Consider the following 21,450-nt stretch of genomic DNA (forward strand, 5'->3'; position numbering starts at 1 on the left):
CAACACGAATACCAACTACCACGTGGTGGTCTCGTGCCACGACGCCAGCGGAAAGCAGACTCAGGAAATCGGTCACCAAGAGACGAATGTGGCGTTCTAGTCGGCTCGTCACCAGTGCGTGGGAACCAGGTCAGCCGCGGAGGGATCAGATGACCAAGTTTTCGTCTACCACGTCATTGTTCAGAGCATGCGAGGCTAGCTGCCGCCCAGCTTCTTGTAGAAGCTGCCGACGATGGGCGCGACGATAGCGCGCGGGGCGTACCCACTGGCCACTGACATCGCCTTCGACGTCAGGCCCGGCACGACGCGCATCTTGTTGCGCGCCAAGGCATCCAGCGACAGCTTGGCGGTGTGTTCGGTGGAGATCCACAGGAAGTCCGGCACCAGCCGCTCGACCAGCGACCGTTCGGCGTCGTCGGGCAGGTCGGTGCGTACCGGGCCGGGCGCCAGCAGCGTGACGTGCACGCCCGAGTTGCGCAGTTCGCCGCGGAGGGACTCGCTGAAGGTGTTCGCGAACGCCTTGCTGGCCGCATAGGTGGCGTTGTACGGGATCGGCGAATTGCCCGCCGCAGAGCCGGAAATCAGGATTCCGCCGGCCCTGCGCTCGACCATGCCCGGCAGCACCGCCAGCGTAAGGTCGTGCACGCCAAGCACATTCAGCTGCAGCTGGGCCTTCTCGACCGCCGGGTCCAGCGTGGCCACCGGACCGAAGGTCGCGGTGCCGGCGTTGGCGCACAGGATCGAGATGGGCCGGGCGGCCAGTTCCTCGCACAATTTCGCCCGCTCCGCGGAATCGGCAAGGTCGGCGGGACGCACGTCGACCGTGACGCGGTACTTGTCGGTCAGGCGGGCGGCGAGTTCGTTGAGCAGGTCTTCGCGTCGTGCGGTGACGATCAGGCTATGTCCGCGAGCCGCCAGTTCGGTGGCCAGCGCCTCGCCGATGTTCTGCGAGGCTCCGGTCACGACGGCACGCGCGTCTGGGCTGGGCGCGGGGATCGGCATGAACCAATCGTAGACAGCGAGCGCGGCGAAGCCGGGCGCGGCGGGTCGACTGCGAAACAAATTGCAGCGATCGCGAGCGCGGTGAAGCCGGGCGCGGCGGGTCGACTGCGGAACAAATTGCAGCGATCGCGAGCGCGGCGAAGCCGGGCGCGGCGGGTCGACTGCGGAACAAATTGCAGCGATCGCGAGCGCGGCGAAGCCGGGCGCGGCGGGTCGACTGCGAAACAAATAGAGTGCCGGGCATGGGCCAGCCGTCGTCGCGTTCACTCACGCCCGTGCCATCCCGGGTGGTGGCATGGGCGCTTTGGGACTGCGGCTCCACCGGCCTCAACGCGATCGTGGCAACCTTCGTCTTCTCGGTGTATCTGACCACCAGCGTGGGGGTGGGCATCTCCGGTCCCACCACGCCGGCAAGCTGGTTGGGCCGCGCCGCCGCCATCGCCGGATTGACGGTCGCGCTGCTGGCGCCGGCCGTCGGCGTCTGGGTGGAGTCCCCGCATCGCCGGCGGGTGGCCTTGAGCGTGTTGACCGCTTTGGCGGTCGCGCTGACGTGCGCGATGTTCTTCATCCACGACCGCCCCGGCTACCTGTGGGCCGGGCTCGTGCTGATGGGGGCGACGGCGGCCTGCAGCGACCTGGCCAGCGTCCCGTATAACGCAATGCTGCGCCAACTTTCGACGGCGCAGACAGCTGGCCGGATTTCCGGGCTGGGCTGGGCGGCCGGTTACGTCGGCAGCGTCCTGCTGCTGCTCGTGGTCTACAGCGGGTTCATTTCCGGCAAGGGCTCCGGGCCGGATGCGACGCGTGGGTTCTTGCGGGTGTCCATTCACGACGGCCTCTACGTCCGGGAGGCGATGCTGGTCGCGGCGGCCTGGCTGGCGATCTTTGCGCTGCCGCTGCTGTTCGTCGCGCATCGGCTTCCCGACTCGGCCGAGGTGTACGAGCCGACGAGCATGCTCGGCGGCTATCGCAAGCTGTGGACCGAGGTCTCCGCGGAGTGGCGGCGAGACCGTAACCTGGTCTACTTCCTGTTCGCCAGCGCGCTTTTCCGCGACGGCCTGGCGGCGATTTTCGCCTTCGGCGCCGTGCTCGGCGTCAACGTGTACGGCATCTCGCAGGGTGACGTGCTGGTGTTCGGTGTGGTGGCCAGCGTGGTGGCGGCCGTGGGCGCGGTGCTGGGCGGGTTCGTCGATCACCGGATCGGGTCGAAGCCCGTCATCGTGGCGTCCCTCGCTGCGATCGTCGTCCTGGGCATCACCCTGATGCTGCTGTCCGGTTCGGTGGCGTTCTGGATCTGCGGGCTACTGCTGTGCATGTTCATCGGGCCGTCGCAGTCGTCCTCGCGCGCCCTGCTGCTGCAGATGGCCAAACACGGCAGGGAAGGCGTCGCCTTCGGCCTCTACACGATGACCGGGCGGGCGGTCGCGTTCGTCGCGCCGTGGCTGTTCTCGGTGTTCGTGGACGTATTCGGCGCCGTGCGCGCCGGTCTGGGCGGCATCTCGCTGGTGCTGCTCGCCGGTCTGCTGGCGATGCTCGCGGTTCGGGTCCCGGCACGCGGCGCCCTCGCGGCCGAACCGTCGTAGGGCGCTCAGCCCCGCGCGTCGCAGATCGTCAGGCCCACGCCGACGCGCTTGCTCATCTGGACACCGTCGACGGTGACCGTGCACGTGACGTTGTGGCCGATGTTGACGATCGTGACGTTGGCCGGGTGCGCGGCCGTATTCGACAGGCTGACCTCTTTGGTCCAGGGCAGCGCGACGTTGAATTCGGTTTGGATCAGGTCGCCGGTGTCGATGTACATGATGCTGATCGCCCGGCCCTCGCCGGCGACGCTATAGACGATGTCTTGCATCGCGGCCGGGCCGGTGGACTCGGTGGGGGTCGGGGAGCCGCCGGTGGGCGGCACCGGGGCCGGAATGCGCGGCGTCGACGTGCGTGTCGACGGGCTCGGCATCGTCGGGGTCGTCTCCGGCATGGCGGGCAGCGGCGGGACGGCGGTCTGAGTCTTGATCGCGTTGTTCACCAGCACCAGGGCAATGACCAAGGCGACCACCAGCAGCACGGCCGCGCCGGCCACGATCCACAGCCACCGCGGCGGAGGTTTCGGGCCATCCGGCGGCGGGGGAGCCGAGCCCGCGGGTTGTCCCGACGAAGGCAGTTCGTGCTGCCAGTACGCCGGTAACTCTCTGGTGGTGTTGGTCTCGTTCATGTTGGACGACCACGGCGGAGCCTGCCCGCCATAGGTGGGCGCGTAGGGCGCCTGATCGGCGTATGCGGGATCGGCGGGCGGATACCACGGGCCCTGCGGCCCCGATCCTGGCAGAGAGGGGCTGATCCGCTCGGTGGGACGTGAATCGTTCATGTCCACCTCATGGAGTGCAGAGTACCTGCGCCGGGCGCCCGAACGGCGAATCACCTCACCAGCGGTGACTCAGGGGCACTGGTTCCGGGCGGCCAGTGCGGCGACGGTCATCGCCCGCATGACGGCGCGCGACCGCGCGGTGCGGGCCGACTTGCTACGTGAGGTGTCGGGGGATTTCATGCTGTGCGGCGTCGAATTGAGCAGGCCGAAGACCGCGTGGGCCGCCAGTCGGGCGTCGGCCTCGGCGAGGTCGGGGTCCAGCTCGCGCAGCACCCCAACCCACACCTCGACGTATTGGCGCTGCGCTTTGCGCACCTGCTTCTCGGCCGCTTCGGGCAGGTGGGCGAGGTCGCGGTCCTGGATGCGGATCAGGTCGGGCTCGCCGAACGCGAAGTCGAGGTGGAAGTCGATCAGGCCGTCCAGCGCCGTGGCCGCGTCGGGGCTCCGGGTCCGCACGTCCCGGGCGCCCGCGAGCAGGCGCGCGCTGATGCCCACCAGCAGCTCAACCAGTAGCGACTCCTTGTTGGGAAAGTGGCGGTAGATGGCGGGGCCGCTGACACCGGCGGCGGCACCGATGTCTTCTAGCCGCACGGCGAGAAAGCCGCGCTCGGCGAACAGGCGCTCGGCGGCCGACAGCAGCTGCAGGCGCCGGTCGGATTTCAACTGGCTGCGCCGATTTGGGGCATCCGGCGGGCCGGGCTGGCCGTCCGAGATGGACGTTGTCATGACGAACCCCCGTCCAGTTGGTTAATCGCCACTAACTTAGCACGAGTTTTTCACCGGTTTACCTGCCGCAATAGCGGGCGACGGCCAGGTGTCGTGGTCCCTGGACCGCGGGGATCGACGATGGTATTGTCACCGTGAGTTAATCAGCATTAACTCAAACCCCGCCCGACGGCAAGGAGGCTGCTGCGGCGATGGACAAGGTGGTGGCAACGGCCGCCGAGGCGGTTGCCGACATAGCCGACGGGTCGTCTCTGGCGGTCGGGGGCTTCGGGTTCTGCGGCATCCCCGAGGCATTGATCGCCGCGCTGGTGGATACCGGTGTCAGCGACCTGGAGACGGTGTCCAACAACTGCGGCGGCTACGGCGTCGGGCTGGAGGCGCTGTTGCACCACAAGCGAATTCGCCGCGCCATCGCCTCATACTTCGGTGACAACAAGGAGTTCACCCGCCAGTTCCTCGCCGGTGAACTCGAAGTTGAGCTCACCCCGCAAGGCACGCTGGCGGAGCGGCTGCGCGCCGGAGGCGCGGGCATCCCGGCGTTCTACACGCCCGCCGGGGTCGGCACTCCGGTCGCCGACGGCGGCCTGCCGTGGCGCTACGACGCCTCTGGCGGGGTGGCGTTGACGTCGCCGCCGAAGGAGACGCGCGAGTTCGACGGTGCGACCTACGTTCTCGAGCGGGCGATCCGCACCGACTTCGCACTGGTGCACGCCTGGAAGGGGGACCGGCACGGCAACCTCGTCTACCGCGCGGCCGCGGCCAACTTCAACCCCGACTGCGCCACGGCCGGCAGGATCACCATCGCCGAAGTCGAGCAGCTCGTCGAGCCGGGGGAGATCGACCCCGCCGCGGTGCACACGCCCGGCGTCTTCGTTCATCGGGTCGTGCACGTGCCAGACCCGGCCAAGCCAATCGAGAAGGTGACGGTGCGGTGAGCGCGCCGACGACGATGCCGTGGGGGCACGCCCCCACAAGTGGGAGGTACCCCCACCCGCTTGCGGGGGAGAGTGGCGCCAAGTGACGTGGAGCAAGGCGGGTTTGGCGGCGCGGGTGGCCGCCGAATTCGAAGACGGCCAATACGTCAACCTCGGCATCGGCATGCCCACTCTCGTCCCCAACCACATCCCGGCCGGTATCACCGTCGTCGTGCATTCGGAGAACGGAATCCTGGGTGTGGGCCCGTACCCCCGGCCCCAGGACGTCGATGCGGACCTGATCAACGCGGGCAAGGAGACGGTCACGACGCTGCCGGGTGCGGCGTTCTTCGGTTCGTCGACCTCCTTCGGGATCATTCGCGGCGGACACCTCGACGTCGCCGTGCTGGGGGCGATGCAGGTCTCGGCCACCGGCGACCTTGCCAACTGGATGATCCCCGGAAAGATGGTCAAGGGCATGGGCGGCGCGATGGACCTGGTTCACGGCGCCCGCAAGGTGATCGCGATGATGGAGCACACCGCCCGCGACGGCAGCCCGAAAATCGTTGCGCGGTGCACGCTTCCGTTGACGGGTGCGGGTTGTGTCAACCGCATCATCACCGACTTGGCCGTCATCGACGTATGCGATGACGGTTTGCACTTGGTCGAGACCGCCCCCGGCGTCTCGGTCGACGAGGTACGCGACAGGACCGAACCGCCGCTTGTGCTGGCGACTACTGGGAGGCATTCGTGAGTTCAGCTGTGATGACCGCGCCATCCTTCGCCGACGAGCATCGCCGCCTGGTGGCCGAGTTGAACGCCAAACTGGCGGCCGCGGCGCTGGGCGGCAACGAACGCGCCCGCGAACGTCACGTCAGCCGCGGCAAGCTGCTGCCGCGCGAACGGGTGGATCGACTGCTCGACCCCGGCACCCCGTTCCTGGAGTTGTCCCCGCTGGCCGCCAACGGCATGTACGACGACGAATCCCCGGGCGCCGGAATCATCACCGGGATCGGCCGGGTGTCGGGGCGCGAGTGCGTGATCGTCGCCAACGACGCGACGGTCAAGGGCGGCACCTACTACCCGATGACCGTCAAGAAGCACCTGCGCGCACAGGAAGTCGCGCTGCAAAACCGGCTGCCCTGCATCTACCTGGTGGACTCCGGGGGTGCCTTCCTGCCGCGCCAGGACGAGGTGTTCCCCGATCGCGAGCATTTCGGCCGGATCTTCTACAACCAGGCGACCATGAGTGCCAACGAGATCCCACAGGTGGCCGCCGTGCTGGGTTCGTGCACCGCGGGCGGCGCCTACGTGCCGGCCATGAGCGACGAGGCCGTCATCGTGCGCGAACAGGGGACGATCTTTCTCGGCGGCCCGCCCCTGGTGAAGGCCGCCACCGGCGAGGTGGTCTCGGCCGAGGACCTCGGCGGCGGCGACCTGCATTCGCGGGTCTCCGGTGTCACCGACCACCTCGCCGACGACGACGAACATGCGCTGCGCATCGTGCGGGCCATCGCCGCGACCTTCGGCCCGCGCGAACCCAGCCAGTGGGACGTCCGGCCCGCGGTCGACCCCAAGCACCCGCAGGGCGAGCTCTACGACGTGGTTCCGCCGGATCCGCGGGTGCCCTACGACGTGCACGAGGTGGTCGTTCGGCTGGTCGACGGTGGCGAATTCAGCGAGTTCAAGGCCAATTACGGCAAGACGCTGATGACCGCGTTCGCCCGCATCCACGGACACCCGGTCGGGATCGTCGCCAACAACGGGGTCCTGTTCAGCGAATCCGCTTTGAAGGGAGCCCATTTCATCGAGCTGTGCGACAAACGCAAGATCCCGTTGCTGTTCCTGCAGAACATCGCCGGTTTCATGGTCGGCCGCGACTACGAGGCGGGCGGCATCGCCAAGCACGGCGCCAAGATGGTGACCGCCGTGGCCTGCGCCCGGGTGCCCAAGCTGACGGTCGTGATCGGCGGATCCTATGGCGCGGGTAACTATTCGATGTGCGGGCGGGCGTACTCGCCGCGCTTCCTGTGGATGTGGCCCAACGCCCGGATCTCGGTCATGGGCGGTGAGCAGGCGGCCTCGGTGCTGGCGACGGTGCGCGGCGAGCAGCTCGCCGCGGCCGGCAAACCGTGGCCACCCGACGAGGAGGAGGCGTTCAAGGCGCCCATCCGCGCCCAATATGAGGACCAGGGCAACCCGTACTATTCGACCGCCCGGCTCTGGGACGACGGCATCATCGACCCCGCCGACACCAGAACTGTTGTCGGCCTGGCCCTTTCGGTATGCGCCCATGCCCCGCTAGATCCGGTCTCCTACGGCGTCTTCCGGATGTGATGACCATGTTCGAGACCGTCTTAGTGGCCAACCGCGGCGAGATCGCGGTACGCGTGATGCGTACCCTGCGCCGGCTGGGCATCCGATCGGTCGCGGTGTACAGCGACCCCGACGCCAACGCCCGCCATGTCCTGGAGGCCGACACGGCCGTTCGCCTCGGCCCCGCCGCCGCGCGGGAGAGCTATCTCGACATCGGCAAGGTGCTCGCTGCGGCGGCGCGCACCGGCGCCCAGGCGATCCACCCGGGCTACGGATTCCTTTCCGAGAACGCCGAGTTCGCCGCCGCCTGCGAGCGGGCCGGCGTGGTGTTCCTCGGCCCCCCGGCGCGGGCCATCCAGGTGATGGGCGACAAGATCACCGCCAAGAACGCGGTCGCCGCCTTCGACGTGCCGGTGGTGCCCGGGGTGGCAAAGCCGGGGCTGGGCGACGACGAGTTGGTCGCGGCGGCCGAGGAAGTCGGCTACCCGGTGTTGATCAAGCCCTCGGCGGGCGGCGGCGGCAAGGGCATGCGCCTGGTGGAAGATCCGAGCCGGCTGCGCGACGCGCTGGTCGGCGCGCGACGGGAGGCCGCCGCGTCGTTCGGAGACGACACCCTGTTCCTGGAGCGATTCGTCTTGCGCCCCAGGCACATCGAGGTGCAGGTGCTCGCCGACACGCACGGCAACGTGGTGCACCTCGGCGAGCGCGAGTGCAGCCTGCAGCGCCGCCACCAGAAGGTGATCGAGGAGGCGCCGTCCCCCCTGCTCGACCCGCAGACCCGCGCGCGCATCGGGGCGGCAGCGTGCAACACCGCCCGCAGTGTCGATTACGTCGGCGCGGGCACCGTGGAGTTCATCGTCTCCGCCGACCGGCCGGACGAGTTCTTCTTCATGGAGATGAACACCCGCCTGCAGGTGGAACATCCTGTCACCGAGGCGATTGCCGGCCTGGACCTGGTGGAGTGGCAGCTGCGGGTGGCCGCGGGCGAGAAGCTGGGGTTCGCCCAGGACGACGTCGAACTGCGGGGCCACGCGATCGAGGCCCGAGTGTACGCCGAGGATCCCGCGCGGGGATTCCTGCCCACCGGCGGCAAGGTGCTGCGGGTATCCGAACCGTCGGGCGCCGGCGTGCGGGTCGACTCGTCGCTGCTGGCCGGCACGGTGGTCGGAAGTGATTACGACCCGATGCTGAGCAAGGTGATCGCCTACGGCCAGGACCGCGCCGAGGCGTTGGCGAAGCTCGACACGGCGCTGGCCCAAACCGCGATCCTGGGTGTGCAGACCAACATCGAATTCCTTCGGTTCCTGCTCGCCGACGAGCGGGTGCGCGCCGGCGACCTCGACACGGCGCTGCTAGACGAGCGGGTGGCGGACTTCGCGCCGCTGCCGCCGCCCGACGACGTGCTCGCCGCCGGGGGCCTTTATCGCCAGTGGGCGCTGGACCGCCGCGCGGCGGGCAACCCCTGGGCCGTGCCCACCGGGTGGCGGGTCGGGGGTGCGCCCGCTCCCGTGCGGACCGAGATGCAGACCCCGCTGCGCAGCGCCACCGTGTCGGTGTGGGGGTCACCGGCCGACGCCCGGGTACAGATCGGTTCGGCCGAAACCTCCTCCGCCAGTGTGCAAGTCGATAACGATTGGATGGACGTCACGCTGGACGGGGTGCGCCGCGAATACCGCTGGGCGGAGGCCGATCGTCACCTGTGGATCGCCGACGAACGCGGAGCGTGGCACCTGCGCGAGGCCGAGGAACACAAGATTCACCGCACGGGCGGCGCGCAGCAGGCCGAGATCCTCAGCCCCATGCCCGGCAGCGTGATCGCGGTCCAGGCCGCCTCAGGCACAGAGGTGTCCGAGGGCGACGTGGTGGTGGTCGTGGAGGCGATGAAGATGGAGCACTCGCTCTCCGCGCCGGTTTCGGGACGTGTGGAACTCATGGTGTCCGTCGGCGACCAGGTCACGGTCGACCAGGTGCTGGCCCGGCTGGTGCCCGAAGAACCCCAAGCAGCAGCAGATTCGAGTGAGGACGAAACATGACGACATCCATAACGGCGGGAACGCTGACCAAGGAATACGAGGATCTTCGCGACACGGTCGCCGAGTTCGCGCGCACCGTGGTCGCGCCGGTGTCGGCCAAACACGATGAAGAGCACACCTTCCCGTACGAAGTCGTCGCCAAGATGGGCGAGATGGGGTTGTTCGGCCTGCCGTTCCCCGAGGAGTACGGCGGCATGGGTGGTGACTACTTCGCCCTGTCGCTGGCGCTCGAGGAACTCGGAAAGGTCGACCAATCGGTGGCGATCACCTTGGAGGCAGGCGTCAGCCTCGGCGCGATGCCGATCTACCGCTTCGGCTCCGAAGAGCAGAAAAGCAAGTGGCTGCCGGACTTGACGGCCGGCCGGGCGTTGGCCGCCTTCGGGCTCACCGAGCCGGGCGCCGGTTCCGACGCGGGCGCCACCCGGACCACGGCCCGCCTCGACGACGGCGAGTGGGTGATCAACGGCAGCAAGCAGTTCATCACCAACTCCGGCACCGACATCACGAAACTGGTCACCGTCACCGCCGTCACGGGAACGATCGGTGACGGCAAGAAAGAGATCTCGACGATCATCGTGCCCAACGGCACACCGGGATTCACCGTCGAGCCCGTCTATAGCAAGGTCGGCTGGAACGCGTCGGACACGCACCCGTTGAGCTTCGCCGACGCCCGCGTGCCGGAGGAGAACCTGCTCGGCCCCCGCGGCACCGGCTATGCGAACTTCCTGTCCATCCTCGACGAGGGCCGCATCGCGATCGCCGCGCTCGCGACCGGCGCCGCCCAGGGCTGCGTCGACGAGAGCGTCAGGTACGCCACGCAACGCCAGTCCTTCGGCCAGCCGATCGGCTCCTACCAGGCCATCAGCTTCAAGATCGCGCGGATGGAAGCCCGGGCCCACGTCGCCCGCACGGCGTATTACGATGCGGCCGCAAAGATGTTGGCCGGCAAGCCATTCAAGAAGGAGGCGGCCATCGCGAAGATGATCGCGTCGGAAGCGGCCATGGACAACGCGCGAGACGCCACCCAGATCCACGGCGGTTACGGCTTCATGAACGAGTATCCGGTGGCGCGCCACTACCGCGACAGCAAGATCCTCGAGATAGGCGAGGGGACCACCGAGGTCCAGCTGATGCTCATCGCGCGATCGCTGGGGTTGTCGTGACCGACAAGTCGATCATCCAGCGGGGACTGTGGTTCGAGGAATTCGAGACCGGCACGACCTACCTGCACCGGCCCGGCCGTACCGTCACGGAGGCCGACAACGTCTTGTTCACCACGCTGACGATGAACACCCAGTCGTTGCACCTGGATGCGGCGTGGGCCGCGGAGCAGCCGGGCTTTCGGGGCGAGCGGTTGGTCAACTCGATGTTCACCCTGTCCACGCTGGTCGGGCTGTCCGTCTCGCAGCTCACGCTCGGCACTATCGTCGCCAACCTGGGCTTCTCCGAGGTGTCGTTTCCCAAACCGGTCTTCCACGGCGACACCCTGTACGCCGAAACGGTGTGCACCGGCAAACGCGAGTCGAAGAGCCGGCCCGGCGAGGGGATCGTCACCCTCGAGCACACGGGACGCAACCAGCACGGCGACGTCGTGGCGCGGGCGGTGCGGACCACGCTGGTTCAGAAACGGCCCGACGGGGAGGAGTCCCGATGAACCTGCAAGCCGCTGGTCCGGGCTGGTTGTTCTGCCCGGCCGACCGCCCCGAGCGATTCGCCAAGGCCGCGGCCGCGGCCGACGTGGTGATCCTCGACCTCGAGGACGGTGTGGCCGAGGCGGACAAGCCCGCCGCGCGAAAGGCCTTGCGCGAAACCCCGCTGGATCCCGAGCGCACCGTGGTGCGCGTCAACGCGGCCGGCACCGAGGAGCACGGCCGCGACCTGGACGCCCTGGCGGAGACCCCGTACACGACGGTGATGCTCTCCAAGACGGAATCGGCCGCGCAGGTTTCAGCGCTGGCGCCGCGCAACGTCATCGCGCTGATCGAGACTCCCCGCGGTGCCGTCTTCAGCACCGAGATCGCCGCCGCGGAAGGAACCGTCGCCATGATGTGGGGCGCCGAGGACCTCGTCGCGGCCCTCGGCGGTAGCTCCAGCCGCCGGGCCGACGGCACCTACCGCGACTTCGCCCGCCACGTCCGGTCGACGGTTCTGCTGGCGGCGTCCACCTTCGGCCGGGCCGCGCTCGATGCGGTGCATCTGGACATCCACGACGTCGAAGGCTTGCGGGCCGAGGCCGCCGATGCCGTCGCGGTGGGTTTCCACGGGACCGTCTGCATCCACCCGACCCAGATCGCGATCGTGCGCGACGCCTACCGTCCCAGCGAGGAGAAACTCGACTGGGCGCGAAGGGTATTGGCTGCGGCGCGCACCGAGCGCGGCGTTTTCGCGTTCGAGGGGCAGATGGTGGATTCGCCGGTGCTCAAGCACGCGGAGATGCTGGTGCGCAGGGCCACCGCCGGGTGAATTTCGCGAAAGCACCATCACCGGCGATATCGACCAGCCTCGCCGCAGCGCGCTGCCGATGAGCGCGACACGTTCGCGATCAACGCGGTCTCCTCTCGATCGGGCGCATAATGGTGAGTACGCCAGTGTCGCGGCGAGCGAGGCCTTTCGGGTAGCTGGCGATCGACTTCGGCTCGCGGTAGGTCTCGGCTGAGCTCTTTGCTGTGACCCTGCGGCACCGAAGTAGGGAGACGGTATGGCGATGGTGCCCCAAATGCCGACGACCGTCGACCTCGAGCCCGTGCAACTCGTCGCCGCCGACGGCACACCGACCCCCCAAGCCCGGTACGGCCGCGACCTTCCGGCCGAGACATTGTGCTGGCTCTACGAAATGATGGTGGTCACCCGCGAGCTGGACACCGAATTCGTCAACCTCAAGCGCCAAGGGGAGTTGGCGCTGTTCGCGTCCTGCCGCGGTCAGGAGGCCGCCCAGGTCGGCGCGACGGCCTGTCTGCGCAAGACGGACTGGCTGTTTCCGCAATACCGCGAGCTTGGTGCTTATCTGGTCCGCGGGATCCCGCCCGGGCACGTCGGTGCGGTTTGGCGCGGAACCTGGCACGGCGGACTGGAATTCACCAAGAAATGCTGCGCCCCGACCTCGATCCCGATCGGCACCCAGACCCTGCACGCCGTCGGCGCCGCGATGGCCGCCCAGCGCCTCGGCGAGGATTCGGTGACGGTGGCCTTCCTCGGTGACGGCGCGACCAGCGTCGGGGACGTGCACGAGGCGCTGAATTTCGCGGCCGTGTTCGCCACGCCGTGCGTGTTCTTCGTGCAGAACAACCAGTGGGCGATCTCGATGCCGATCCACAAACAGACCGCGGCACCGTCCATCGCGCACAAGGCAATCGGCTACGGCATGCCCGGAATCCGGGTGGACGGCAACGATGTGCTGGCCTGTTACGCGGTGATGGCCGAGGCCGCCGCCCGCGCCCGGGCCGGCGGTGGGCCGACGCTGATCGAGGCGGTGACCTATCGGCTCGGCCCGCACACCACTTCCGATGATCCCAGCCGCTATCGGACGCAGGAGGAGGTGGACCGCTGGGCGGCACTCGATCCGATCCCGCGCTATCGCAGCTACCTTCAGCACCAGGGTCTGTGGTCTGTCCGCCTGGAGGACCGGGTCGCCGCCCGCGCAAAGCGGATGCGGGCGGAATTGCGCGGCGCGGTGTTCGGCGCACCCGATTTCGACGTCGACGAGGTATTCACCACGGTGTACGCCGAGATGACGCCCGGGTTGGAGGCGCAGCGCCGACAGTTGCGGGCCGAACTCGACCGCGGCGGTGGGGAGGCCTGAATGACTCAGCTCGCCGATCGTCCGGCCGCCGGTTCCACGAACAACCTGGGTGCCGCAGCGCGGAACGTCGCGCAGTCACTGACGATGGTGCAGGCGCTCAACCGTGCCCTGCACGACGCGATGGCCGCCGACGACCGGGTGCTGGTGTTCGGGGAGGACGTATCGGTCGAGGGGGGAGTGTTCCGGGTAACCGAGCGGCTGGCCGAAACGTTCGGCGAGAAACGCTGTTTCGACACCCCGCTGGCGGAATCGGCCATCATCGGCATCGCGGTCGGGTTGGCGCTACGCGGGTTCGTGCCGGTGCCGGAGATCCAATTCGACGGGTTCTCCTACCCCGCCTTCGACCAGGTGGTCAGCCATCTGGCGAAGTACCGCACCCGCACCCGCGGCGAGGTCAACATGCCGGTGACGGTGCGGATCCCGTCGTTCGGCGGAATCGGTGCGGCCGAACATCATTCGGACTCCACCGAATCGTATTGGGCGCACACCGCCGGCCTGAAGGTGCTGGTTCCATCCAGCCCGGCGGACGCGTACTGGCTGCTTCGCCACGCGATCGCCTGCCCGGACCCGGTGATGTACCTCGAGCCCAAGCGGCGCTATCAGGTGCGCGGAGTGGTCGACACCGAGCGGCCCGAGCCGCCGATCGGCCGGGCGATGGTGCGTCGGCCCGGCTCCGATGTCACCGTCGTGACCTACGGCAGCTTGGTCAGTACCGCGGTCGGTGCCGCGGAAGAGGCAGAGCGCCAACGGGGTTGGAGCCTGGAGGTCATCGACCTGCGGTCACTCGTTCCACTGGATTTCGAAACCGTCGCGGCGTCGATTCGTCGGACGGGGCGTTGCGTGGTGATGCACGAGGGGCCGCGCAGCCTGGGGTACGGCGCCGGCTTGGCCGCCAGGATCCAAGAGGACATGTTCTACGAGCTCGAGGCGCCGGTGTTGCGTGCCTGCGGGTTTGACACCCCTTACCCGCCGGCCCGACTGGAGCGGCTGTGGCTGCCCGGCCCCGACCGGCTGCTGGACTGTGTCGAGCGTGCGCTGGAGTTGCCATGAGCGCCGAGATCAAGGAATTCCGGGTCCCCGACCTCGGTGAGGGATTGCAGGAAGTGACGGTGACGCACTGGAACGTCGGCGCGGGTGACGACGTCGAACTCAACCAGGTGTTGTGCTCAGTGGAGACCGCCAAGGCCGAGGTCGAGCTGCCCAGCCCCTACGCCGGGCGCATCGTCGAAACGCACGGCGCCGAAGGCGATGTGCTCGACGTGGGGGCGGTCCTCGTTCGCATCGCCACCGCACCGGTCAATGGGGACATCCCCCCGACGGCAGAGGCGGTGCCCACACTCGTTGGCTACGGGGCGGACGACGGCATCGACACCAGCCGACGGGCGGGCCGCCCGCTCGCCGCCCCTCCGGCGCGCAAACTGGCCAAGGAACTGATGGTCGACCTGCGCTCGCTGCAGCGCGATCCCGACAGCATCATCACGCGCGCGGACGTGCTCGCGGCCGCCGACCAAAACGGGGCCGACGCTCGACCGGTCCGCGGGGTACAGGCCCGAATGGCCGAGACGATGACGTTGTCGCACCGGGAGATCCCCGCCGCCAAGGTCAGCGTTGCGGTGGACTGCCACGAACTCCTGCGGCTGTCGGACCGAACGGCGGCGGACCACAAGATCACGCCGTTCGTCCTGACCATGCGGTTGTTGCTGATTGCGCTGCGGCACAACGAGATTCTCAACTCGACATGGGTCGACTCGGCCGACGGCCCGCAGGTCCGCATCCACCGTCGGGTGCATCTGGGATTCGCAGTGGCCACCCCGCGGGGCCTGCTGGTCCCGGTGATCACCGACGCGCACGACAAGACCACCCGCGAACTGGCAACTCGGGCGGCCGAGTTGATCGACGGTGCGCGGGCGGGCACGCTGACGCCGGGGGAGTTGCGCGGCTCCACCTTCACCGTGTCCAACTTCGGGGCGCTGGGCGCCGACGACGGCGTCCCGGTGATCAACCACCCCGAAGCGGCCATCCTGGGGATGGGCGCCATCAAACCGCGCCCGGTCGCCGTCGATGATCAGGTCGTGGTGCGCCCGACGATGACACTGACATGCGTCTTCGACCACCGCGTCGCCGACGGCGCCCAGGCGGCCCGTTTCGTCACCGAGCTGCGGGACCTGGTCGAGTCACCGATGACCGCGTTGCTCGACCTGTAAGAGCTCAGGGGTGCGGCGGTACGGGGCACCAGAACAGGCCGCAGTTGAAGCTGGGCGCGCGCGAAGGAGGCGGGGGAGGGTAGTGCGGCGGGTTGTCGGTGTCCCAACACTGATTCCAGTACTTGTTCTCGCCCCATGCCGGGTTCCACGGCTGGTTCGGGCACCAGTACACCTGGGGGACGGGAGCCGGCTGCGCCTCGGCGACGCCTTCGACCAAAGCCGATCCGGCCGACGCGAGACCGCTGGCCAATAAGGCCCCGGCGGCAATTCGGGTAAGGGTGCGGTTGATCTCCACGTGCACGTCCTTCGCTAGGGCGCCGCGTTCGCCGGCGTCTTCGTAGCAAAGCACACGTCGGCCGAATCGCTACCGATCCCAATCTACGGAACTGCGGCGGGGCTACCGGCGCTGTGCCGCAGCCAGTCGCTGAGCGAATTCGGGCGACTGGATGGAGTACGCCTGCGGGCCGAGTTCAGTGCGCATGGCGAAGACGTGCTGCTCGTGCTCCATCGAGCCCGGGCTGATGGTGGCGCGCATCGTCGCCTTCGTCGCCAGCACCACCTCGCGCGGGGCGGCCGCCGGCCCGGCGGCCAACTCCAGCGCCGCGGCAACCGGATCGTCGGCGACGGCGAGCGCCAAGCCGTGCCGCACGGCGGCCTCGGCGTCGAAGCCCATGCCGAAGAGCAAGGCCGCGCGGGCGACCTGGGGGCCCACCGCCCGCTGCAGCATCCAGGTCGCGCCGCCGCCGGGGTGCAATCCCAGCTTCTGGAATCGGGCGTCGAACAGGGCCCCCGGGCCCGCGATGCGCACGTCGGCGGCCAATGCAAGGTTCAGACCCGCCCCCACCGCCGCGCCGTTGACGGCGGCGATGGTGGGCAGCCGGCAGCCGCCGATGGCCATGAATCCGTCGTAGAGCTGCTGCAGGCCCGTCTCGGCTCGGTCGCCGCCCGCGGCGCCGAGCGCGCTGAGGTCCGCGCCCGCGCAGAAGGCCTTGCCGGCGCCGGTGATCACCACGGCGTGCACGTCGGGGTCGGCCTCGGCCTGTTCGACGGCCGCGCGCAGGCGCGCCGACATTTCGGCGGTCACGGCGTTGCGCCGATCGGGGTCGTTGACGGTGATGAGCGCGACGCGATTGTCGACGGTGGACAAGACGAGGTCGGATTGGACCATCGGGCACCTCCGCGGCTTGGGCTTTGACGGGTCCGGGCGACGCACGAATGCTGTGCCGTCGGCTGTGACTCCGGGGCAGGGTCAGGGTACTGCGCGGCGTGTTCACCGACGGTGGCCGGTGTGCCCCGCTGCGGCACTTGGGTCAATTAACGGAATCGTATTGCGCCTGCCGGCCGCCGATTTGCTTAACGCCGAGGATCCGAGTGCCATTGCCGCCCGGTCGGGTTTCCAAAGAATGGCTCCGCAACGCGAATGCCTTTTCGCTCGGCGGTGAGTGTTCAATCGCGGGCGCTTGATTACAAGGAGATAATTAAGCGGCTTAATGGTGAAAGCGACTCGCCGCCGGGACCCCCGCCCGCCTCGCGTCACCCAGCCTCGGGTCGCGCCAACCTCTTAGCCAGCTGATCGAGCGCCGCCTGGCGACGTCGCACCGCGCATGCTCGTTGGTCGCGCAGCGACCCCTGCATCACCGTCTTGGGCAAGGTATCGTGGCGCAACCTGGTATTCGCGTAGTGGATTGCGGCATCGATCATTTCGATATAGCGCTCCGCCTCATCGACGGCACACGTGCCCTCGATGCGCTGGACCTCATCCCAACACGGGTACGACGAGTATCTGGCATCCAGCCGTTGCTGCGATACCTGCAGACCGAAGTAGCTGCGCCAATCTCGGCTTAGCCACCCCCGCGTCTTGACCTCAACTTTGATCCTGTTCCCAAGGCCGGCTACGAACTTTGGTTCTCCAACTCGCACCACCGGTTGCCAGTCGTCCGACGTCACATCGACCACCCCTCGAATAGAGACGCCCTAAGTCATGATCCCCCTGCAGGCGTCATCTGCTCGCACGACACGCTAATTGTTATTCCCTAGCCGTCTAATTGGCAAACTCTGGGCGACAACGCGCACCGCGGCACTTGTTAAGAGCCATTTACGCCGCCGCGTCTTCCGGCGCGCCGACCGGTCGCCGGGTCGCCAAGGAGCTTTTGAGAATCCCCCAAGGCCCGCCGCCGATGCTGATCCCGGGCCGCAGAAGGCGCCCACCCAAGGCATCGATGGCAGGAGCTCTTAATGCGAACCGTGGCGGAGAAGAACACCGACAAGAAAATCGGCTACATCCGCCTGGGCATCGTCTCTGCCGTAATCGCGGTCCTGATTGGGCTCGGTTTGGCTCTCATCGCCGCGAACAAGCCTGCCGCCGGCCACCCGTGTTCCATGCGGAATGTGACCACGAAGGACGCGGCCGGCCACACGGTGTCGTGCGACCGGACGACCGCGAGTGCGCGTGACCTCGTGTGGCAGCTGGCACCGGCGTCGTAGTGGCGGTTGCACGCCGGGCATCGGATGGGTGACGCTTAGGCGGGTCAATCCGGTGCACGCTGACGAGGGGATACGCGATGGCGAAAGTTCTGTTTGTCGTGACCGGCGCAAGTTACTGGACCCTCAAGGACGGCACCAGGCATCCGACCGGCTACTGGGCCGAGGAATTCGCGGCCCCGTACCGCGAGCTCACCAACGCCGGTCACCAAATCGTGGTCGCCACGCCGAAAGGCGTTGTGCCGCATGTGGACGTGATGAGCCTGCGTCCGTCGATGGCCGGCAGCGAAGAGATCGCCCTTGAGCTCGAGGAGATCCTGCGATCCGCCGAGGAATTGCGCCGCCCCATCGAGTTGGCCGACGCCCGCCTCGAGGACTATGACGCCGTCTACTACCCGGGCGGCCACGGCCCGATGGAGGACCTGTGGCAGGACGCCGACTCCGGTCGCTTGTTGACCGCGGCGCTCGCATCCGGCAAGCCGCTGGCCATCGTCTGCCACGCCCCGGTCGCCATGATGGCAACTCGGCGAAACGGGATTTCACCGTTCGCCGGCTACCGGGTCACGGCCTTCACCAACGACGAAGAGGATGGCGTCGGGCTGCGGGCGAAGGCGCGGTGGACGGCCGAGGACGAACTGGTGAAGATGGGCGTCGACTTCTTGCGCGGCGAAGTTTGGAAGCCCTACACGCTGAAAGACCGCAATCTCTTCACGGGACAGAACCCCGCCTCGGCTGGGCCGTTGGCGAAGGAGTTCATGAAGGAACTCGGTTAGGGGAGTGCCGGCCCGCGGGGCGCCCCGAGCGCTCCGCTTTCGCGTGGCCGTGCGCGGGTCCACACTTGGGGAATGACGGTATGTGATCGCAACACTGACACGCTGACTACACCCTCGGCGGAGGCGTCGACGTCAGCGCGGGTGGGGTGATCGTGCCCGGGTCGGAGCGGCGCGCCCCACTCAAAGGCCTCTCGGACGTCCGCGCGTTCTTCCACACCAACAAGGTGCCGCTGTTCTTCATCTCGCCGACCCCGTTCAACCTGCTAGGCGTTGACCGCTGGATACGAAACTTCTTCTACCTCACCTACTTTGACTCTTTCGAGGGCACCCACTCGCGGGTGTTCGTGCCGCGGCGGCGCGACCGTCGTGATTTCGACTCCATGGACGAAGTGTGCAGCCACCTGCTGTCCGATCCCGAGACGCTCGAGTTCATCGCGGGCAAAGGGCCCGGCGGTAAGTGCTGTTTTGTGATGCTGAACGAGGAAATCCAGGCCCTCGCGCGGTCGGCCGGCCTCGAGGTCATGCATCCGCCGATCGAGCTGCGCCAGCGACTGGGCTCCAAGATCGTCATGACGCGCCTGGCCAACGAGGCGGGCATACCCAGCGTGCCCCACGCAATTGGGAGGGTCGGCTCCTACGACGAACTGCTGACGCTGGCGCAAAGCGCCGGACTGGGCGATGACCTCGTGATCTCGATCGCGTACGGCGCAGCCGGCAGCGGGACGTTCTTTGTGCACGGCCAGCGCGACTGGGACGAACATGCCGGTGCTCTGACCTCGCAGCAAGAAGTCAAGGTCATGAAGCGCATCCGCAATGTCGAGGTGTGCCTCGAGGGCGCCGTGACCCGCCAGGGCACCGTGGTCGGCCCCGCGATGACGAGTCTCGTCGGTTATTCGGAGCTGACTCCGAGCCGGGGCAGCTGGTGTGGGAACGACATCTGGCGCGAGGTGCTGCCGCCCGCTCAGACCCACGCCGCGCGGGAAATGGTGTCCAAGCTGGGCGACGTCATGCGCCGCGAGGGTTACCTCGGCTACTTCGAGGTGGACCTGCTGCATGACCTCGACTCCGACCAGCTCTACCTCGGCGAGGTGAACCCGCGCCTGAGCGGCGCCAGCCCGATGACCAACCTGACCACCGAGGCTTACGCCGACATTCCGCTGTTCCTCTTTCACCTGCTCGAGTACATGGATGTGGAGTACGAGCTCGATATCGACGAGATCAACTCGCGCTGGGAGCGGGGCTATGGCGAAGACGAGGTCTGGGGCCAGGTAATCATCACGGAGACGTCGCCGGACATCGAGATCTTCACCGCGACGCCGCGCACCGGGGTATGGCGTATAGACGACGACGGTCGGGTCTCCTTTTCGCGGACCGCCAACGACTGGGCCACGCTGCTCGACGGCTCCGAGGCCTTCTACCTGCGGGTCGCGGCACCCGGCGACTTGCGTTCCGAGGGCGCCCAACTCGGTGTGCTCGTCACTCGCTCGCACCTGCAGACCGACGACTACAAGCTCAGCGAGCGCTGCCAGCGCTGGGTCAAGGGCATGAAGGCGAAGTTCGTTTCGACGCCCCTTACCCCCGCCGCGCCGATCGTCTCTCGGCTCGTCGCGCGCGCGTGAGCGCCCCGGCCGGTATCTCCCTGGACAACTGGCTGACGGCGCCCTACTCGCATTGGTCGTTCCAGCACGTCGACGACTTCGTGCCCACGGTCGTCATCCCGCGCGGGACGGGGCCGGTCGCCCCGTTGCCAGCGGCCAGCGCGCCCGTCGCCGAGATCCCGGTGATCGCCACGGACGGGGGCCCCACCACGGTCGGCGCGGTGATGACCGCCACCTCCACCGACGGGTGGGCCGTCGCCCACCGCGGTGTCATCGTGGCCGAGGAGTACCTCCACGGCATGGCGGCCGACACCCGGCACCTGCTGTTCTCGGTGAGCAAGTCGCTGGTGGGTGCCGTTGCCGGCGCGCTGCACGACGCCGGTGCGATCCAGCTCGACGCGCCGGTCACGGCGTTCGTTCCCGACTTGGCGACCTCCGGCTACGCCGGTGCGACGGTGCGCCACCTGCTGGACATGAGGTCGGGTATCAAGTTCTCCGAGAACTATGACGACCCGGCCGCCGAGATTCATCTGCTCGACCAGGTGATGGGGTGGGCACCACGGCGAAACCCGGACGCCCCCGCCACGCTGCGCGACTTCCTGCTGACCCTGCGGCGGAAGTCGGCGCACGGCGGCCCGTTCGAATACCGCTCGTGTGAAACGGACGTACTCGGCTGGATCTGCGAGGTCGCCGGCGGTCGACGCATGCCGGAGCTGATGTCGGAGCTCCTGTGGAGCCGGATCGGCGCCGAGTACGACGCCACCATCGCCGTCGACGCCGCCGGCACCGGCTTTTTCGACGGCGGCGTCAACGCCTGCCTCACCGACCTGATCCGGTTCGGTTCGCTGTTCCTGCGCGACGGTGTTTCGTTGACCGGCCGACAGGTGGTGCCGACGGGGTGGCTCGCCGATACCTTCGACGGCGGACCCGACTCGCGTGAGGCGTTCGCCGCCAGCCCCGACCACGACGCCGATCTGCCCGGCGGGATGTACCGCAACCAGATGTGGTTCCCCTATCCGGGCGCCAATGTTGTGTTGTGCCTTGGTATGTGCGGCCAGATGGTCTACGTCAACCGTGCCGCGGACGTCGTCGCCGCCAAGGTGTCCACCCAGGCCCACTCGCACGAGCCGCACATGTTGGACACGTTGCGCGCGTTCGATGCGGTGGCGGAGGAGCTGGCTGGGGGCGCCGGCTAGCGCGTGTCGTGAAGGACGACCCGAGCATTTTCTGCCGGAGCCGCAG

The 21,450-nt window shown here is 68.1% G+C and carries 21 protein-coding genes; 15 read left to right on the top strand and 6 right to left on the bottom strand.

The window, feature by feature from the left end; translation table 11 throughout:
- Positions 1–195: 195 nt before the first annotated feature.
- Positions 196–1,002 carry a mycolate reductase gene (gene cmrA, locus BRW65_RS13410; RefSeq protein ID WP_073875411.1) on the bottom strand — a complete coding sequence of 269 codons (807 nt, stop codon included), beginning with the start codon at positions 1,000–1,002 and terminating at the stop codon, positions 196–198.
- Between the two features lie 242 nt (positions 1,003–1,244).
- On the opposite strand from cmrA, the gene BRW65_RS13415 reads away from it, so the two are divergent.
- Complete coding sequence (locus BRW65_RS13415; protein ID WP_073875340.1) at positions 1,245–2,585, top strand: MFS transporter; 1,341 nt, start codon at positions 1,245–1,247, stop codon at positions 2,583–2,585.
- Positions 2,586–2,590: 5 nt separating this feature from the next.
- On the opposite strand, the gene BRW65_RS13420 is transcribed toward BRW65_RS13415, so the two are convergent.
- Both BRW65_RS13420 and BRW65_RS13425 read right to left on the bottom strand, forming a co-directional pair.
- Positions 2,591–3,364 carry an MmpS family transport accessory protein gene (locus BRW65_RS13420; protein ID WP_073875413.1) on the bottom strand — a complete coding sequence of 258 codons (774 nt, stop codon included), beginning with the start codon at positions 3,362–3,364 and terminating at the stop codon, positions 2,591–2,593.
- Between the two features lie 69 nt (positions 3,365–3,433).
- Positions 3,434–4,090: an SACE_7040 family transcriptional regulator gene (locus BRW65_RS13425; protein ID WP_073875342.1), complete on the bottom strand. Its 657-nt coding sequence runs from the start codon at positions 4,088–4,090 to the stop codon at positions 3,434–3,436.
- 191 nt (positions 4,091–4,281) lie between these two features.
- Between BRW65_RS13425 and BRW65_RS13430 the strand changes: the two genes are divergently transcribed.
- The 10 genes from BRW65_RS13430 to BRW65_RS13475 all read left to right on the top strand — a co-directional run bounded on the left by BRW65_RS13430 (position 4,282) and on the right by BRW65_RS13475 (position 15,356).
- Positions 4,282–5,025: a CoA transferase subunit A gene (locus BRW65_RS13430; protein WP_073875344.1), complete on the top strand. Its 744-nt coding sequence runs from the start codon at positions 4,282–4,284 to the stop codon at positions 5,023–5,025.
- 82 nt (positions 5,026–5,107) lie between these two features.
- Positions 5,108–5,758, top strand: coding sequence for a CoA transferase subunit B (locus tag BRW65_RS13435; RefSeq protein WP_073875346.1), 651 nt, complete (start codon positions 5,108–5,110; stop codon positions 5,756–5,758).
- A gap of 11 nt (positions 5,759–5,769) precedes the next feature.
- A complete protein-coding gene (locus BRW65_RS13440) occupies positions 5,770–7,341 on the top strand; it encodes a carboxyl transferase domain-containing protein (protein ID WP_073875348.1) in 1,572 nt (523 codons plus the stop codon).
- 5 nt (positions 7,342–7,346) lie between these two features.
- Positions 7,347–9,353 carry an acetyl/propionyl/methylcrotonyl-CoA carboxylase subunit alpha gene (locus BRW65_RS13445; RefSeq protein WP_073875415.1) on the top strand — a complete coding sequence of 669 codons (2,007 nt, stop codon included), beginning with the start codon at positions 7,347–7,349 and terminating at the stop codon, positions 9,351–9,353.
- Positions 9,350–10,516, top strand: a complete 1,167-nt coding sequence (locus tag BRW65_RS13450; protein WP_073875350.1) for an acyl-CoA dehydrogenase family protein — start codon at positions 9,350–9,352, stop codon at positions 10,514–10,516. Before BRW65_RS13445 ends, BRW65_RS13450 begins: the two co-directional genes overlap by 4 nt.
- Positions 10,498–11,007 carry a MaoC family dehydratase gene (locus BRW65_RS13455; RefSeq protein WP_073875352.1) on the top strand — a complete coding sequence of 170 codons (510 nt, stop codon included), beginning with the start codon at positions 10,498–10,500 and terminating at the stop codon, positions 11,005–11,007. Before BRW65_RS13450 ends, BRW65_RS13455 begins: the two co-directional genes overlap by 19 nt.
- Positions 11,004–11,816, top strand: coding sequence for an HpcH/HpaI aldolase/citrate lyase family protein (locus BRW65_RS13460; protein WP_073875353.1), 813 nt, complete (start codon positions 11,004–11,006; stop codon positions 11,814–11,816). Before BRW65_RS13455 ends, BRW65_RS13460 begins: the two co-directional genes overlap by 4 nt.
- 235 nt (positions 11,817–12,051) lie before the next feature.
- Complete coding sequence (gene pdhA / locus BRW65_RS13465; RefSeq protein WP_073875354.1) at positions 12,052–13,152, top strand: pyruvate dehydrogenase (acetyl-transferring) E1 component subunit alpha; 1,101 nt, start codon at positions 12,052–12,054, stop codon at positions 13,150–13,152.
- Positions 13,153–14,202, top strand: a complete 1,050-nt coding sequence (gene bkdB / locus BRW65_RS13470) for a 3-methyl-2-oxobutanoate dehydrogenase subunit beta (protein WP_073875356.1) — start codon at positions 13,153–13,155, stop codon at positions 14,200–14,202.
- Positions 14,199–15,356, top strand: coding sequence for a dihydrolipoamide acetyltransferase family protein (locus BRW65_RS13475; RefSeq protein ID WP_073875358.1), 1,158 nt, complete (start codon positions 14,199–14,201; stop codon positions 15,354–15,356). The genes bkdB and BRW65_RS13475 overlap by 4 nt, the downstream gene beginning before the upstream one ends.
- 4 nt (positions 15,357–15,360) lie before the next feature.
- Here BRW65_RS13475 and BRW65_RS13480 read toward each other — a convergent pair whose 3' ends face one another.
- The 3 genes from BRW65_RS13480 to BRW65_RS13490 form a co-directional block, all read right to left on the bottom strand.
- On the bottom strand, positions 15,361–15,651 hold the full coding sequence (locus BRW65_RS13480) for a hypothetical protein (RefSeq protein ID WP_139273076.1): 291 nt from the start codon (positions 15,649–15,651) through the stop codon (positions 15,361–15,363).
- A gap of 102 nt (positions 15,652–15,753) precedes the next feature.
- Entirely contained in the window at positions 15,754–16,524 is a 771-nt protein-coding gene (locus BRW65_RS13485) for an enoyl-CoA hydratase (protein WP_073875362.1), read from the bottom strand.
- A gap of 365 nt (positions 16,525–16,889) precedes the next feature.
- Positions 16,890–17,303 carry a hypothetical protein gene (locus tag BRW65_RS13490; protein WP_073875417.1) on the bottom strand — a complete coding sequence of 138 codons (414 nt, stop codon included), beginning with the start codon at positions 17,301–17,303 and terminating at the stop codon, positions 16,890–16,892.
- A gap of 297 nt (positions 17,304–17,600) precedes the next feature.
- Here BRW65_RS13490 and BRW65_RS13495 point away from each other — a divergent pair, with 297 nt between their 5' ends.
- From BRW65_RS13495 to BRW65_RS13510, 4 genes are all read left to right on the top strand, one after another.
- Positions 17,601–17,840 carry a hypothetical protein gene (locus tag BRW65_RS13495; RefSeq protein ID WP_139273078.1) on the top strand — a complete coding sequence of 80 codons (240 nt, stop codon included), beginning with the start codon at positions 17,601–17,603 and terminating at the stop codon, positions 17,838–17,840.
- A 77-nt stretch (positions 17,841–17,917) separates the two neighbouring features.
- A complete protein-coding gene (locus BRW65_RS13500) occupies positions 17,918–18,610 on the top strand; it encodes a type 1 glutamine amidotransferase domain-containing protein (protein ID WP_073875365.1) in 693 nt (230 codons plus the stop codon).
- Between the two features lie 146 nt (positions 18,611–18,756).
- Positions 18,757–20,229, top strand: a complete 1,473-nt coding sequence (locus BRW65_RS13505; RefSeq protein ID WP_073875367.1) for a biotin carboxylase — start codon at positions 18,757–18,759, stop codon at positions 20,227–20,229.
- Entirely contained in the window at positions 20,226–21,404 is a 1,179-nt protein-coding gene (locus BRW65_RS13510; RefSeq protein ID WP_073875369.1) for a serine hydrolase domain-containing protein, read from the top strand. The genes BRW65_RS13505 and BRW65_RS13510 overlap by 4 nt, the downstream gene beginning before the upstream one ends.
- Positions 21,405–21,450 lie beyond the last annotated feature (46 nt).

Source organism: Mycobacterium paraffinicum (assembly GCF_001907675.1).
In the GTDB taxonomy this organism is placed as follows: domain Bacteria; phylum Actinomycetota; class Actinomycetes; order Mycobacteriales; family Mycobacteriaceae; genus Mycobacterium; species Mycobacterium paraffinicum_A.

Coding starts and splice junctions, on each gene's coding strand:
- cmrA (WP_073875411.1), bottom strand. CDS start 1,002: ATGCCGATCCCCGCGCCCAGCCCAGACGCGCGTGCCGTCGTGACCGGA.
- BRW65_RS13415 (WP_073875340.1), top strand. CDS start 1,245: ATGGGCCAGCCGTCGTCGCGTTCACTCACGCCCGTGCCATCCCGGGTG.
- BRW65_RS13420 (WP_073875413.1), bottom strand. CDS start 3,364: ATGAACGATTCACGTCCCACCGAGCGGATCAGCCCCTCTCTGCCAGGA.
- BRW65_RS13425 (WP_073875342.1), bottom strand. CDS start 4,090: ATGACAACGTCCATCTCGGACGGCCAGCCCGGCCCGCCGGATGCCCCA.
- BRW65_RS13430 (WP_073875344.1), top strand. CDS start 4,282: ATGGACAAGGTGGTGGCAACGGCCGCCGAGGCGGTTGCCGACATAGCC.
- BRW65_RS13440 (WP_073875348.1), top strand. CDS start 5,770: ATGACCGCGCCATCCTTCGCCGACGAGCATCGCCGCCTGGTGGCCGAG.
- BRW65_RS13445 (WP_073875415.1), top strand. CDS start 7,347: ATGTTCGAGACCGTCTTAGTGGCCAACCGCGGCGAGATCGCGGTACGC.
- BRW65_RS13450 (WP_073875350.1), top strand. CDS start 9,350: ATGACGACATCCATAACGGCGGGAACGCTGACCAAGGAATACGAGGAT.
- BRW65_RS13460 (WP_073875353.1), top strand. CDS start 11,004: ATGAACCTGCAAGCCGCTGGTCCGGGCTGGTTGTTCTGCCCGGCCGAC.
- pdhA (WP_073875354.1), top strand. CDS start 12,052: ATGGCGATGGTGCCCCAAATGCCGACGACCGTCGACCTCGAGCCCGTG.
- bkdB (WP_073875356.1), top strand. CDS start 13,153: ATGACTCAGCTCGCCGATCGTCCGGCCGCCGGTTCCACGAACAACCTG.
- BRW65_RS13475 (WP_073875358.1), top strand. CDS start 14,199: ATGAGCGCCGAGATCAAGGAATTCCGGGTCCCCGACCTCGGTGAGGGA.
- BRW65_RS13485 (WP_073875362.1), bottom strand. CDS start 16,524: ATGGTCCAATCCGACCTCGTCTTGTCCACCGTCGACAATCGCGTCGCG.
- BRW65_RS13500 (WP_073875365.1), top strand. CDS start 17,918: ATGGCGAAAGTTCTGTTTGTCGTGACCGGCGCAAGTTACTGGACCCTC.